13 protein-coding genes, 1 tRNA gene and 2 riboswitches are annotated in these 14,557 nt (G+C 60.0%); of the genes, 6 read left to right on the forward strand and 8 right to left on the reverse strand.

Going from position 1 to position 14,557, the window contains the following annotated elements; translation table 11 throughout:
* Positions 1–8: 8 nt before the first annotated feature.
* The 4 genes from thiB to ABK249_RS06640 all read right to left on the reverse strand — a co-directional run bounded on the left by thiB (position 9) and on the right by ABK249_RS06640 (position 4,464).
* Positions 9–998 carry a thiamine ABC transporter substrate binding subunit gene (thiB, locus tag ABK249_RS06625; protein ID WP_227705233.1) on the reverse strand — a complete coding sequence of 330 codons (990 nt, stop codon included), beginning with the start codon at positions 996–998 and terminating at the stop codon, positions 9–11.
* 56 nt (positions 999–1,054) lie between these two features.
* A riboswitch (TPP riboswitch) is annotated at positions 1,055–1,156 on the reverse strand.
* A 219-nt stretch (positions 1,157–1,375) separates the two neighbouring features.
* Complete coding sequence (locus ABK249_RS06630) at positions 1,376–1,831, reverse strand: response regulator (protein ID WP_348862485.1); 456 nt, start codon at positions 1,829–1,831, stop codon at positions 1,376–1,378.
* Positions 1,832–1,989: 158 nt separating this feature from the next.
* On the reverse strand, positions 1,990–3,810 hold the full coding sequence (locus ABK249_RS06635; protein ID WP_348862486.1) for an ABC-F family ATP-binding cassette domain-containing protein: 1,821 nt from the start codon (positions 3,808–3,810) through the stop codon (positions 1,990–1,992).
* A gap of 3 nt (positions 3,811–3,813) precedes the next feature.
* On the reverse strand, positions 3,814–4,464 hold the full coding sequence (locus ABK249_RS06640; RefSeq protein WP_348862487.1) for a thiamine diphosphokinase: 651 nt from the start codon (positions 4,462–4,464) through the stop codon (positions 3,814–3,816).
* A gap of 100 nt (positions 4,465–4,564) precedes the next feature.
* On the opposite strand from ABK249_RS06640, the gene ABK249_RS06645 reads away from it, so the two are divergent.
* From ABK249_RS06645 to ABK249_RS06660, 4 genes are all read left to right on the forward strand, one after another.
* On the forward strand, positions 4,565–5,404 hold the full coding sequence (locus ABK249_RS06645; RefSeq protein ID WP_037156607.1) for an AAA family ATPase: 840 nt from the start codon (positions 4,565–4,567) through the stop codon (positions 5,402–5,404).
* A 53-nt stretch (positions 5,405–5,457) separates the two neighbouring features.
* A riboswitch (SAM riboswitch) is annotated at positions 5,458–5,535 on the forward strand.
* A 70-nt stretch (positions 5,536–5,605) separates the two neighbouring features.
* On the forward strand, positions 5,606–6,544 hold the full coding sequence (gene metA, locus ABK249_RS06650; RefSeq protein ID WP_037157261.1) for a homoserine O-acetyltransferase MetA: 939 nt from the start codon (positions 5,606–5,608) through the stop codon (positions 6,542–6,544).
* A 6-nt stretch (positions 6,545–6,550) separates the two neighbouring features.
* Complete coding sequence (locus ABK249_RS06655) at positions 6,551–7,732, forward strand: vWA domain-containing protein (RefSeq protein ID WP_227704401.1); 1,182 nt, start codon at positions 6,551–6,553, stop codon at positions 7,730–7,732.
* 80 nt (positions 7,733–7,812) lie between these two features.
* The gene (locus tag ABK249_RS06660; protein ID WP_348862489.1) at positions 7,813–8,835 is read left to right on the forward strand and encodes an aldose epimerase family protein; all 1,023 of its coding nucleotides are present in this window, start codon (positions 7,813–7,815) and stop codon (positions 8,833–8,835) included.
* A 299-nt stretch (positions 8,836–9,134) separates the two neighbouring features.
* Here ABK249_RS06660 and ABK249_RS06665 read toward each other — a convergent pair.
* From ABK249_RS06665 to ABK249_RS06680, 4 genes are all read right to left on the reverse strand, one after another.
* Positions 9,135–9,209: transfer RNA gene (locus ABK249_RS06665), tRNA-Gly, on the reverse strand.
* Positions 9,210–9,402: 193 nt separating this feature from the next.
* The gene (locus ABK249_RS06670; protein ID WP_227704400.1) at positions 9,403–10,056 is read right to left on the reverse strand and encodes a cytochrome c family protein; all 654 of its coding nucleotides are present in this window, start codon (positions 10,054–10,056) and stop codon (positions 9,403–9,405) included.
* Positions 10,057–10,069: 13 nt separating this feature from the next.
* A complete protein-coding gene (locus ABK249_RS06675) occupies positions 10,070–12,223 on the reverse strand; it encodes a xanthine dehydrogenase family protein molybdopterin-binding subunit (protein WP_227704399.1) in 2,154 nt (717 codons plus the stop codon).
* Between the two features lie 3 nt (positions 12,224–12,226).
* On the reverse strand, positions 12,227–12,685 hold the full coding sequence (locus tag ABK249_RS06680; protein WP_037157263.1) for a (2Fe-2S)-binding protein: 459 nt from the start codon (positions 12,683–12,685) through the stop codon (positions 12,227–12,229).
* Positions 12,686–12,992: 307 nt separating this feature from the next.
* Here ABK249_RS06680 and ABK249_RS06685 point away from each other — a divergent pair, with 307 nt between their 5' ends.
* Both ABK249_RS06685 and trxA read left to right on the forward strand, forming a co-directional pair.
* On the forward strand, positions 12,993–13,502 hold the full coding sequence (locus tag ABK249_RS06685; RefSeq protein ID WP_348862490.1) for a prolyl-tRNA synthetase associated domain-containing protein: 510 nt from the start codon (positions 12,993–12,995) through the stop codon (positions 13,500–13,502).
* A gap of 54 nt (positions 13,503–13,556) precedes the next feature.
* Positions 13,557–14,546 (forward strand): thioredoxin, encoded by a 990-nt coding sequence (gene trxA / locus ABK249_RS06690; RefSeq protein WP_348862491.1) that lies wholly within the window; start codon positions 13,557–13,559, stop codon positions 14,544–14,546.
* The last annotated feature ends 11 nt before the right edge of the window (positions 14,547–14,557 follow it).

Here is a 14,557-nt window from a genome sequence, read left to right on the forward strand (position 1 = left end):
CGGAGGTCTTAGTTCATGCTCATGGCGGTCAGCCATTCGTCGATCCAGGCCTGCCGGTTCTTCGCCACCTCGTCCGAGCCCATCAGGAAGGTCGTTTTCGGCTGCACGAGCTTGTCGAAGGCGTCCGGCAACGGCTCGGATGTCTTCGAAATCGGCATCATCCAGTTGGTGGTGGGGATAATGTCCTGAAAGGCTGGCGAGACCATGAACCTGAGGAACTGTTTGGCCAGATCCTTGTCGGACGCGTTTGTCAACATGCCGGCCACCTCGATCTGGATGTAGTGGCCTTCCGAGAAGGATGCGGCCTGGTAGCGTTCGGTCTTTTCCTCAACCATGTGATAGGCGGGCGAAGTGGTGTAGGAGAAGACCATCGGCACCTCGCCCTTTGTGAGAAGACCATAGGCTTCCGACCAGCCGGGGGTGACTGTCAGCACACGCTTCCTGAGTTTCGCCCAGGCTTCCGGCGCCTTGTCGCCGTAGACCGACCTCACCCAGAGCAGCAGGCCTAGTCCCGGCGTCGAGGTGCGCGGATCTTCGATCGCGATTTTCTGCGAAGGGTCGCCTTCCACCAGTTCCTTCAGGCTCTTGGGCGGATTCTTCATCACCTGCGTATCGTAGACGACGGCAAAATGACCGTAGTCATAGGGGATGAAAGTATCGTCGGTATAATTTCCGGGCACACTGACAGCGGATGTATCGAGGCCGTGCGGTTCGAAAAGGCCGGTTGCCTTGGCTTCCGAAATCAGGTTGGTGTCCAGGCCGAGCGCGATATCGGCATCCGTCTTCTCGCCTTCGAGCTTGAGGCGGGTGAGGAGCGCCACACCATCGGCAACGCCGACGAAGTTGAGCCTGCAGGTGCAGCTCTTTTCGAAGGCTTCCTTGACCTTCGGGCCGGGCCCCCAGTCGGAGACGAAGCTTTCATACGTATAGACAGTCAGTGTCTTTTCCTGCGCCTGAGCGGACAGTGAAAAGGAAAGGGCGGCTGCGGCCGCGAACATCGAAAGAACGATCTTGCGCATCAGCGCCTCCTCTTTTGATTGTGGGAATAGGCGCTGATGGGAAGCCGTCTAATCCCTCCGCCGGTCTTAACCGGATCAGGTTCCGCGGGTTGGCAAAGCCTCTCAGCCACACTGGCGTGGCACCCCGTTAGAGCGAATCAGGTGTAGCGGCGGTGGGATCGGCTGGCAAGAGGCTGCGCCGCGATCAGGCAGCGCTCATATCCATCTACATGATTTCCCAGACGTGGCCGTCCGGATCCCGGAAGCTGCAGCCGTACATGTTTTTTCCTCTTTGTCCCCATCCAACGCACATGGGCGCGTTCGCCCCAAGGATGAGTAAGAGAATGTAAAACCGACATCGCAGCCAGGGTTTTTCTCTAGTGGTGCGGGTTCCGGCGGAACACCTTGAGTTCGCGCGGAACGACTGCCATGCCGTGAAGCCGGTTGGCAATGGCATAATCGATCGTCCTTTCCATGACTTCCGGCATGACGGGCTTCGTGAGAACACCGAGAGAACCTTCCACGCCATCTTCGAGATCATCAGGGGTCGCGGTCATGAAGATGACCGTCACGCCATATCGTTCGGCAAGCCGCCGTCCAATCTCGGGACCGGTCCTTCCATCGGTCAGATTGACGTCCACGATCGCGATATCGGCGCGCGGCGCCAGTTCCAGGGCATGTTTTCGGGCATTGGCAAAGCCCGCCACCTTCAGTCCCATATTTTCGACAGTTTCGGCGATATCGAGAGCGATCAGGAACTCATCCTCCACGATCAGCACCCGTTGACTCGTCACCTCACTGGGTGGCCGACGACGCGTTACATTTGTCAGCATTGGACGTCCCCGCACGGTTTCCGGTCCTTAATTCGGATCGAGGGCGACGACCGGCGCCTCGACCATGAACGCAGGCAGAACGAGCAGGATGGTGGATTGTTCCGTTTTGCGACAGACGCCCCTGCCGAAACGGTTATTAGAGTTAATAATTCGTTAGTTCAGCTCTCCAGCTCTTCCCGCAGCATCTCGAGCTCGAGCCATTCTTCTTCCATTTTCGTCAGTCTTTCGCGCAGGCTTTCCATTTCCGCCGCAAGCTTGTGGAAGGCGGCAGGGTCTTTGGAAAAGAGGTTCGGGTCCGCCATCTTCTTCTCGCGGACTGCAATTTCTTCCTCCGCCTTGGCAATTTCCTTCGGCAGGTTTTCGAGTGCGAATTTTTGCTTATAGGAGAGCTTTCCCTTGGCCTTGGAGGCTTCAGCCACCGGCGCGGCGGCCTCTGTCTTCTGCCGTTCCGTTCGCTCTGTCTTGCGCTTCTCCTCGATCGCGCCTCTCCGTTGGGCCAGCATGTCCGTATAGCCGCCGGCATATTCGATCCAGCGTCCGTCCGGCGCCTCCGGATTGGCCGGGGCGATCGTCGAGGTCACGGTGCGGTCCAGGAAATCGCGATCGTGGCTGACGAGGATCACCGTGCCGTTGTAGCCGGCGACAATTTCCTGCAGCAGATCCAGCGTTTCGATGTCGAGGTCGTTGGTGGGTTCGTCGAGAATCAAGAGGTTCGAGGGCTTCGCCATGATGCGGGCGAGCATCAGGCGGGCACGTTCACCACCGGAAAGGCTCCTGATCGGTGTCCTGATCTGTTCCGGCTGGAACAGGAAGTCCTTCATGTAGCCTGCGACATGCCGCTGCTCGCCATTGACCAGCAACGTCTCCCCGCGGCCGTCTGTCAGGTAGTGGGAGAGCGTCTCCTCCGGATTCAGGTTCTCGCGCTTCTGGTCGAGCGTTGCGATCTCAAGATTGGTGCCGAGCTTGACGGTACCGCTATCTGGTGCGAGCTGCCCGGTCAGCATCTTGAGCAATGTCGTCTTGCCCGCGCCGTTAGGCCCTACGAGGCCGATCCGGTCGCCGCGATGAACCCGGATCGAAAAAGGTGCGACGATCTGCCGGTCATAGGCTTTGGTGATGTTCTCCGCCTCGATCACAAGCTTGCCCGATTCACGACCTTCGGTGACCTGCGCCTGGACGGTCCCTTGGGGCCCTTTGTGGCCGCGATAGGCTGCTCGCATGGATTGCAGATCGCCGAGGCGCCGCATGTTGCGCTTGCGGCGCGCGGTCACGCCATAACGCAGCCAATGCTCCTCGCGCTCGATCGCCTTGCCGAGCTTGTGCTGTTCCAGCTCCTCAGCCTCCAGCACTTCGTCACGCCATGCTTCAAAATGAGCGAACCCCTTGTCGAGACGGCGGGAGATGCCGCGGTCGAGCCAGACGGTCGCGGTCGAAACCCGTTCGAGGAAGCGCCTATCGTGGGAAATCAGTACCAGTGCGCTCCTTGTTTTCCGCAACTCGTCTTCCAGCCATTCGATGGTCGGCAGGTCGAGATGGTTGGTCGGCTCATCCAGCATCAGGATGTCCGGCTCGGGTGCCATCACACGGGCGAGCGCGGCGCGGCGGGATTCGCCGCCCGAAAGCGTCTTTGGGTCTTCCTGGCCGGTGAGGCCGAGATGTTCGAGCAGGTAGGTAACGCGATAGGGATCATCGCCCGGGCCGAGGCCCGTTTCTGCATAGGCTTGCACGGTTGCATAGTCGGCAAAATCCGGCGCCTGTTCGAGGTAGCGGATCGTCGAGGCCGGATGGCGGAAGACTTCGCCTGACTGCGGCTCGACCATGCCGGCGGCGATCTTCATCAGCGTCGACTTGCCGGAACCGTTGCGACCGACGAGGCAGATGCGGTCGCCTGGCTCCACCTGCAGGCCCGCCCCAGCGAGCAGCGGCGCGCCGCCAAAGCTCAGGAAGATATCGTCCAGTTTCAAGATGGGGGGTGCCAAAAGTCAGGCTCCTGTCATGTCGTAGGGGCGAGCAAGGATCATCGCTCTGCCGGCCTTCAGATGGAATTCCACCGGTCCTTCTGCAATGTTCGAGACCGTACGAGAAGAGCCGAAGGGAAGCCCAAAATTGTGGAGCGGATAACGCGCACCAATGATGTCCAGGCCTTCCAGTGCCGAAAAACCGATGATCGAAAAGAGCGAGCCTTTCGGCAAGTCGAGCTTTTTATCCCCCGGCAGCAGCGGCACCGCCTCCTCCTCGCCGGACGTGAGCAAAATGTCGAAGCCGCGTTCGGCAAGGCTCATGGCATGGAAGAGATGCTGGAGCGCGTGATCGCTCCGTTCCCCGCCGAGTGCACCGACGAAAATCAGCCGTGCGGCGCCGCGGTCGATCGCTTCCGTAGTGGCGATCTCACCGTCTGTCTCGGTCTTGGCGGGCGGATAGGTTTGCTGTTTCACGCCCGGCCATTGTCTTGCAAGTTCGGCATCGGTGGAATCGAAATCGCCGACCCACAGTTCGGGCTCGACGCCGAGTGTCGCTGCATGTCGCATGCCGCTGTCAGCCGCGATGAAGCGGCTGGTACTGGTCGCTTCCAGCAGTCGGTCGGTGACGGTGAGATCGCCGCCAAGCAGGATGGTAAAGGTCGAATGGCTCATGGTCACTGCCCTTAGCGTAAAGGGACCTCATTGGGAAAGCTGTTGCACCGCCGAAGCCAAGCTTTTAGTTTGCGGCTCGCTTTTCAATCGGGATATCAGGATGCAGTTTCAGGGTACAGCGGACTATATCGCGGACAAGGATCTGATGGTGGCGGTGAATGCCGCGATCCGGCTCGAGCGCCCGCTGCTGGTGAAAGGCGAGCCGGGTACCGGCAAGACTGAACTTGCCCGGCAGGTGGCAGCAGCCCTTGGTCTCGATCTCATCGAGTGGAACATCAAGTCCACCACAAAGGCACAGCAGGGCCTCTACGAATATGATGCGGTCTCGCGCCTGCGCGACAGCCAGCTCGGCGACGAGCGGGTCCACGATGTCGCGAATTATATCCGACGCGGCAAGCTTTGGCAGGCCTTTGCGGCGGACAGGAAGGTCGTCCTGCTGATCGACGAGATCGACAAGGCGGATATCGAATTCCCGAACGACCTTCTGCAGGAACTCGATCGGATGGAATTTCACGTCTACGAGACCGGCAAAACGGTCAAGGCTAGAGTCCGGCCCATCGTCATCATCACTTCGAACAATGAGAAGGAGCTTCCAGACGCTTTCCTGCGCCGCTGCTTCTTCCACTACATTCGTTTCCCGAATGTCGAGACGCTGTCACGCATCGTCGAGGTGCATTATCCGGGTATCAAGCAGACCCTCGTGCGCAACGCATTGATGCAGTTCTATGAAATCCGCGAGATGCCGGGGCTCAAGAAGAAGCCGTCGACGTCAGAGGCGCTCGACTGGATACGTCTCCTCGTTGCAGACGATGTCGACCCGGCCGATTTGCGCGGGGACGTGAAGAACGCGCTGCCGAAGCTGCATGGTGCGTTGCTCAAGAACGAGCAGGATGTCCATCTTTTCGAGCGGATCGCCTTCATGGCGCGGCGCGAGCGGTAAGCGGAAGATTTTGCTCCCATTGACGACAGGCATAGCAAGGCGTATTTGAAAGTCCGTAGTTTCGTGGTGATTTGGCCGGCCGGCTTGCAGCCACGTAAAAAAAGTCGCTAAAGGGCCGCGAGAAGATGACTTCCCCAGATCATGCTTCCCCGGGCCGGCTGCGATTTTTCGTCGCCGGTTTTTTATTTCGTGGGTTTAGACATGCCGATCAAGATTCCCGATACGCTGCCTGCCTTCAGCACCCTCGTTTCCGAGGGCGTGCGGGTGATGACCGAAACTGCGGCGGTGCGGCAGGACATTCGTCCGCTCCAGATCGGACTTCTCAATCTCATGCCCAACAAGATCAAGACAGAGCTGCAGATGGCGCGTCTCGTCGGCGCGACGCCGCTGCAGGTGGAGCTGTCGCTGGTGCGAATCGGCAACCACAGGGCCAAGAACACGCCGGAAGAGCATCTGCTGGCTTTCTACGAAACATGGGAAGAGGTGAAGCACCGCAAGTTCGATGGCTTCATCATCACCGGTGCACCGATCGAGACACTGCCTTACGAAGAGGTCACCTACTGGGACGAGATGGAGAAGATTCTCGACTGGACAACCACCAATGTCCATTCGACCATGAATGTCTGCTGGGGTGCGATGGCGGCCATCTACCATTTTCACGGCGTGCCGAAATACGAGTTGAAGGAGAAGGCCTTCGGTGTCTACCGGCACCGCAATCTTGCTTCCTCCTCCGTTTATCTCAACGGCTTCTCGGATGACTTCCAGGTGCCGGTATCGCGCTGGACGGAGGTGCGCCGCGCGGATATCGAAAAGGTACCAAGCCTTGAAATCCTGATGGAATCAGACGATATGGGCATCTGCCTCGTGCATGAGAAAAGGGGAAAGCGTCTCTACATGTTCAATCATGTGGAATACGACTCCACCTCGCTGGCGGATGAGTATTTCCGGGATGTGAATGCCGGTGTCCCCATCAAGTTGCCGCATGACTATTTCCCGCACAACGACGATACTCTGACGCCCCTGAACCGCTGGCGCAGCCATGCGCATCTTCTCTTCGGCAACTGGATCAACGAGATCTACCAGACGACGCCCTACGATCTGGAGAAAATCGGCGAGCCGGAGAAGACCGGCGCGGAATAGGTCAGCATGTTCATTCCCTTCTTCCTGCACCTAAAGGAGGCGAAGGTCCCGGTAACGCTCCGGGAATTCCTGGCGCTTCTCGAAGGCATGGAAGAGGGGCTGGCCGATTTCGACGTCGAGGCTTTCTACTTCCTCGCCCGCACGGCGTTGGTGAAGGATGAACGCCACATCGATAAATTCGACCAGGTCTTTTCCTCCTATTTTCGCGGCCTGGAGATGGTCTCCGGCAAGCCGGGCCTCGATACCCAGAACATTCCCGAAGAATGGCTGCGCAAGCTCATCGAAAAACACCTGACCGAGGAAGAGAAGAAACTCGTCCAGTCGCTCGGCGGTTTCGAAAAGCTGATGGAGACGCTGCGACAGCGGCTCGAAGAGCAGAAAGGGCGCCATCAGGGCGGGTCGAAATGGATCGGCACCGGCGGCACTTCGCCCTTCGGCGCCTATGGCTATAACCCGGAAGGCGTGCGCATCGGGCAGGACGAATCCCGCCATCGCAGTGCAGTGAAGGTCTGGGACAGGCGCGAATTCAGGGATTTCGACGACAAGGTCGAACTCGGCACGCGCAATATCAAGCTGGCACTGAAACGGCTTCGGCGCTGGGTGCGGGAGGGCGCGGCCGAGGAATTCGACCTGCCCGGCACGATCCGTTCCACCGCCGAGCACGGCTACCTCGACGTGCAGACAAGGCCGGAGCGGCATAATGCCGTGAAGCTTTTGATGTTCTTCGATGTGGGCGGGTCGATGGATGACCATATCCGCATCGTTGAGGAACTGTTTTCCGCCGCGCGGGCAGAGTTCAAGCATATGGAGCATTTCTACTTCCACAATTGCCTCTACGAAGGCGTTTGGAAGGAGAACCTCCGTCGCGCCGAGCGAATGGCAACGCTGGATCTCATCCGCAGCTATGGTTCGGACTACAAGGTGATCTTTGTCGGTGACGCTTCGATGAGCCCCTATGAGATCACCCATGCGGGCGGTTCCGTCGAGCACTGGAACCAGGAGCCCGGCGAGGCCTGGATCAGGCGTATCACCGATCATTTCCACCGCTGCGTCTGGCTCAATCCGGTGCCCGAAAATCAGTGGCGCTACACGGCCTCGATCGGGTTGATGCGGCAGTTCATGACCGAACGGATGTTTCCAATGACGCTCGGCGGGCTTGAACAGGCGACGCGCACACTCGCCCGCTGACGGATTTTGCTTCCCGTGACATTGCAGCTTGCCGCCAAATCACGCAGGTTGCCGCCAAATGTCCGGTGGAGGAAAAGGTCATGACGGATCAGAATTTCGAAGTCTTCGGCACGACGGAAAATGGCGAGCCCGTTTATCGCGTGAGAATTGCCGGCGGCGGATTGACCGCGAGTATCATTACATGGGGCGCCGTGATCCAGGATCTCAGGCTGGAGGGCCATCGGCCGCCACTCGTGCTGGGGTTCGAGGCTTTCGATCCATATCCGATCCATTCGCCGTATTTCGGGGCAACGCCCGGCCGTTGCGCAAACCGCATCTCCGCCGGCCGTTTCACGCTCGACGGAAGACAATACCAGCTTGAAATGAACCAACCGGGGATCGGCCACCTTCACGGGGGTACGGATGGTCTTGGCCGCAGCAACTGGTCGATCGTCGATCACGCGGCTGACAAGGTCGTACTTCAGATCACCGATCCCGATGGCCGCGCGGGCTATCCCGGCAATTGCACCGTGACCGCCACCTATCAGCTCAAGGACCACGGCGTGCTGTCGGTGATCTACGAATCCACGACTGACCAGCCGACACTCGCCAACATCTGCCAGCATTCCTATTTCAATCTTGACGGCCGTGAAGACGCCCTTGGTCACGACATTATGATCGCCGCCGATCAGTTGGTCGAAGTGGATGAGAAGCAGTTGCCGACCGGCAGACTGACGTCAGTCGCCGATACGCCTTTCGACCTGCGGGAGATGGGGCCGATGAAGCGGTTCGACGACGGCAAACAGGTCCTGTTCGATCACAACTTCTGTCTGTCGCCGGAAAGGACACGGAAACGTTCCGTGGCGCTGGCGCGCAGCGTTTATTCCGGCGTTTCGATGGAAGTGCGTACCACCGAGCCCGGTGTGCAATTTTATGCCGCCTTCAAGCTTCAGGAAATCCCGGTGCCGGGCCTCGAAGGTCGCCGTTACGGCCCCTTTGCCGGGTTTTGCCTGGAAACGCAGGTATGGCCGGATGCCATCAATCATCCGGATTTCCCCAACGTCGTGCTGCGGCCGGGCGAAGTGCTGCGGCAGGAGACAGACTATGTCTTTTCGAAGCAGTGAGCGGGGATAAGCTTGCGTCAACTATGTTGCAGGCGGAGCGCGAAATAGATTCGATAATGGGAAGTCGAACCGCCTCGACATAAGACTTTGTCCGTCGACAGGAAAGTCGGCGGCAAAACCCGGGTTTGCACTATATAATTCAAACAGCGACGCTTCCGGCTTCATGCACTATGATCTGGGATATATCGACTTGGAGCAGCGAACTTTGCAAACCATCGACAATCCGTTCGGCACGAGATTGTCACCCATGTCTTAGGGACGATCTGTTACCTATGTCTCCGGTATGGACAGAGAAAAACTGGAGCGGGCGAAGGGATTCGAACCCTCGACCCCAACCTTGGCAAGGTTGTGCTCTACCCCTGAGCTACACCCGCTCATCAAGCCACCGGTCCGGGGTAGATCGCTTGGACCGTGGGTCGCGGCTGTTGCCGACGACGGGCGCTATATGGCCCAGACTTTTTTCAAATGCAACAGGGAAATGACGATTGGCGGCAAGAAAAATTACGATCCGCCCAAACTCCTGACAAACCGCCGGTTCCGCACGTGAACCGGCGGCCGCTTTGTGCCTCAGGAGGCGGGACAGGCCGCGCCGGTTTTCACCCAGGCATCGATGAGCTCGCCGAATTCAGCCTGCGTGCCCGGCACCGGTTCGCGGCCGGCGCCGGGTGCCCAGCCCCAGCCGACGAGTTCGTCATGCGCCATGTGCTCGACCAGTTCGTCCATGGTCATCTCGCCATTGCGTGCCGGATCCTTGATCTGCTGACAGATCTGGCCCAGCGTCTTGCCTTCCCAGGCCATCTCGATCGGCGCAAGGTGCCAGGCAGGATTGCCCGGGATGCTCTTGATCGTGTCTGCCTGGCCCACGACCGGAATATTCTCGGCGCCGTGGCAGGTCGTGCACTGCATGCCGGGCAGACCCATCCCGCCGTCGCCGCGTAAGACCGGCGGTTGATGCGGGCGCATCGACGCGCCCTGCAGCGGCCGGTCGGTGGCAGGATGACAGTTTACGCAGCGCGGGTGCTGGATGACCTTGCCCGCTTCCTGGAAGAGCGCCACCGAGCGTTCCTGCTCGTTGGCGATCGACTGGAAGGAGGCGGCTGGCTTCAGCGTCCTGGCATCGGCCTGGGCGTCCTGCGCCACCGAGACGGGTGACAGCACCGTGCCGACACCCACGAAAAGACAGGCGGCGGCAACGCCGGTGAATGCGAGTTTCCAATTCATCGGGCGTTGATCCTCAAGCCGAAACGATATTGACGATCGGGAGCTTTCTGACAGGTGCTCCCGTGAGGCGCCGCCAGGCATTGGCAACCGCCGGGCCGACGGGCGGCACGCCGGGTTCGCCGACGCCGCTCGGCTTCTCGGTCGACTTGATGATCTCCACCTCCACGTCCGGCATCTCGTTGATCCGGATGGACCGGTAGTCGTGGAAGTTCGACTGGATAATCTTGCCGCCCTTGCCGAGGGTCACCGCATCGAAGAGGACTGCCCCGAGGCCGTAGCCGATGCCACCCTCCATCTGTGCCTTGATGACGTTCGGGTTGACGGCCACTCCGCAATCGACCGCACACCAGACCTTATGGACATGCGGAGCGCCATCGGTCCCGACCGAGACTTCGACGACCTGACCCACATAGGTGCTGAAGCTTTCGACCACCGCGACGCCGCGAGCGCGGCCTTTCGGCACTTGTCCGCCCCAGTTCGCCATCTCGGCAGCCTTCCGGAGCACACCCGCGTGGCGAGGTTCCTCTTTCAGGAGGGCAAGTCGCCCTTCGACGGGATCCCTGCCGATCTTCTCGAAGAGTTCGTCCACGAAAGTCTCGACCGCAAAGCCCGTATGCGTGTGGCCGACCGAACGCCACCAGAGCGGCGGCACGGCGAGCGGAACGTTGTGCGAGGTTACCTTCAGGTTGGGGATCGCATAGGGCAGGTTCGAAGCGCCTTCGACCGATGTCTGATCGAGATCGGCCTTGCCCATGATCGACTGACCGACGATCACCTGTTCCCAGGCCATGATCTCGCCATCGGCATTGATCGCGCCGCGCATCCTGTGAGCATACATCGGGCGATAGAAGCCGCCGCGAATGTCGTCCTCGCGGGTCCACATATGCTTCAAGGAACGACTGCGGTCGCTGGCGGCGTAAACCGACGCTGCTTCCTGCATATAGGGCGAGCCAAACTGCGCCCTGCGGCCGAAGCTGCCGCCGGCGAGCTGGGTGTTGACCCGCACTTTCGATTCGTCGAGTCCGAGAATTTGGGCGGCCGTCGCCTGGTCCATGCCCGGGAACTGCGCGCCGTTGTAGATATCCACCGAGCCGTCATCCGCCTTGATGAAGACCGCGTCCAGCGGTTCCATCGGTGCGTGCGCCAGGAAGGGGAAGACGATCTCGGCTTCCACCGTCTGCAGACCCGATGCGTTGAAGGCTTCCTCCACATTGCCTTTGCCGGCTGCTTCAAGCCCCTTCTCGCCGAAGAGCTTGACATAGTCGGCGGACAGTTCCTCCGAGGAGCGGGTCTCGGCCTTGGAGAGATCCCATTCGATGCTCAGCGCATCGCGGCCCTTCAAGGCGGCGAAGGTGTTTTCCGCATAGACAGCGACGCCTTGAGGCACCTGCTTCACGTCGACGACGCCCTGCACCTTGCGGGCTTCGGTATCGTCGAAGCTCTTCACCGTCGCACCGAAATGCTCCGGATGGGCGACCACCGCGATCAGAAGGTTGTCCGGGGTGATATCGAGCGTGAAGATCGCCGAACCATTCGTCTTGCCATGCGTGTCGAGCTTCGGCAGATCGGTGCCGATCAGCACGAAATCCTTCGGGTCCTTGAGCTTCGGCTCCGCAGGGGGAGTTTGTAGGGCCGCCTTTTCGGCGAATGCCCCGAAACCGCTCTCCCTGTTGGATGCGGCATGTCTGATGCGGCCCTTTTCGACAGTGATCTCGGAAGCGGGGACCTTCCAGTCTTCGGCCGCGGCGGCAATCAGCATGGCACGCGCGGTCGCGCCGGCTTTTCGCATCTGCTCATAGGCATTGGCGATCGAACTCGAGCCGCCGGTGCCCTGCAGGCCGAAGAGCAGGTTTGCATAGATCTTGTTGTCCGTCGGCGAGTGAACGGCGCGCATCTGGCCCCAGTCGGCGTCGAGCTCTTCGGCAACCAGCGTTGCGAGGCCGGTGAATGGGCCCTGGCCGAATTCGATATGCTTCGACAGGACCGTCACCGTGTCGTCGGTGCCGATTTTAACGAAGGCGTTCATCGGGGTCAGTGCGGAACCTCCGCCCGCCTGCACGCCGGTCGGGGCCGCGGCAAGAAACTTGGGCGCGATCGCCACGCCGATGAGAAGGCCCGAGCCGGCCAGGAAGCCGCGGCGGGTGGCAGCGATATCATGCAGTGTCATGGCTCAGCCCTCCATCGAATTGGCGGCATTGTGGATCGCCGCCCGGATGCGATGATAGGTGGCGCATCGACAGATGTTGCCGGTCATCGCCCCGTCGATATCCGCATCCGTCGGCTTCGGCACCATCTGGAGCAGGGCGACCGCCGACATGATCTGCCCGGATTGACAGTAACCGCATTGGGGCACGTCCAGGCCAGCCCAGGCGGTCTTGATGGCTTCGGCTTCTTTTCCGGAAACGCCTTCGATCGTGATGACCTCGGAGCCTTCGACCACCGAGATCGGCAAGATGCAGGAGCGATGCGGCATGCCGTCGAGATGCACGGTGCAGGCGCCGCATTGGGCTATTCCGCAGCCATACTTCGTTCCGGTGAGTTTTTCGAAATCACGAATAACCCAGAGGAGGGGCGTGTCGGGGTCGCCGTCGAACGTTCGTTCCTGTCCGTTGAGCGTGAAGGTGACCATGAGCGGACCTTTCTTGTGAGAAGCCGGCATACTGCGCCGGGCGATGGATGAAAGCGGCTGCTATCGGCCGAAAGCCGATATTCGGGACGCGGAAAACGATGCGCCGGAATCAAATGAAAAATTGAGGCTTCTTATTTTTATGATGTTTGCGGGGGGCCGCTCCAATCGGATGACCCTCCGGTTAGATTAGGTTGGTCGACCAGCTTGGCAAGATCAAGCGTCTCACGAAATCGTGTGCACTTGCTTGGCCGGCGGCAACATTGGGGTTATAGTTCGCCTGCCCACCAACAGAGCCCATCCCTCAAGAATGACCGACACTGCTCCGAAAACCGCCGAGGACCTGTTCCGTTTCCTCGGCAGCCTCAACATTCCCCATTCCACCAAGACCCACCCGCCGGTCTTTACCGTGGCGGAATCGGAAAGCCTGCGTGACGAGATTCCCGGTGGCCATACCAAGAACCTCTTCATAAAAGACAAGAAGGACCGGTATTTTGTCCTGACGGTGGAGGAGAACGCCACGGTCGATCTGAAGACGGTTCACAAGGTGATCGGCGCCGCAGGCCGCGTCTCTTTCGGCAGGCCGGAAAAGCTGATGGAATATCTCGGCGTCATTCCGGGTTCGGTGACGATATTCGGTGCCTTCAACGATACCGGACGACATGTTACCTTCGTGCTGGATGAAGATCTTATGAGGCACGACATCATCAATGGTCATCCGCTATCGAATGACGCCACGACATCGATCGGCCGCGACGATCTCATCCGCTTTCTGGAGGCAACCGGCCACACGCCGCTTGTCTTGAAAGTGACAGACTGACATACGATCTTTGTGGCCAAGATAGAACCATAAAGCGTTCCCTGGAGAGCATTCATGAGCGGCACAGACAACCCCTATGGCGGTTCCTTCGGCGCCAGCGGCTATGGCGGGCAGATGACCGCTTCGGCGAAGTACGGCGCGGAGCCTGCCGTGACCTCAGCTGGCGGTTCCCCTATCAAAGATACGACGACGGCCGGCTTCGCCAAGGATGTCATCGAGGAATCGCGCGGTCAGCCGGTCCTTGTGGATTTTTGGGCGCCCTGGTGCGGCCCCTGCAAGCAGCTCACGCCCATTCTCGAAAAGGTGGTCAATGAAGGCAAGGGTCGGGTCAAGCTCGTCAAGATGAACATCGACGACCATCCGTCGATCCCTGGCCAGCTCGGCATCCAGTCGATTCCGGCTGTCATCGCTTTTGTCGATGGCCGTCCCGTCGATGGGTTCATGGGTGCAGTTCCGGAAAGCCAGGTACGCCAGTTCATCGACCGGATTGCGGGGCCTGCCGGCGCCGATCAGGCGGCCGAGATTGACGCGGCGCTTGCCGAAGCCGAAACGATGCTCGCCGGCGGTGACGTCCAGGGGGCAGCCCAGCTCTATGGAGCGGTACTCCAGGCCGATCCGGAAAATGCAAAGGCCGCGGCGGGCATGATGCAGTGCCTGATCGCCATGGGCGATACGGCCCGCGCAAGCCAGATGCTCGCATCGCTTCCGGAGACCCTTTCCAAGGACCCGGCAATCCAGGCGGTCGCCAGGAAGCTCGAACAGATCGAGGAGGCTCGCAAGCTCGGCGATCCGGCCTCGCTGGAGCATCGGCTCTCGCTGAACCCGGACGATCACGAGGCACGTTTGATGCTTTCGAAGATCCTGAATGTTCAAGGCAAGCGCGAGGAGGCTGCCGAGCACCTGCTGATGATCATGCGCAAGGATCGCAGCTTCGATGACGACGGTGCGCGCCGCCAGCTTCTGGAGTTCTTCGAAGTCTGGGGACCGAAGGATCCGGCCACGATTTCCGCCCGCCGCCGCCTGTCTTCGATCCTCTTTTCGTAAGCGGGGATCGA

The organism is Neorhizobium phenanthreniclasticum (assembly GCF_040066075.1).
Taxonomy (GTDB): Bacteria; Pseudomonadota; Alphaproteobacteria; order Rhizobiales; family Rhizobiaceae; genus Neorhizobium; species Neorhizobium petrolearium.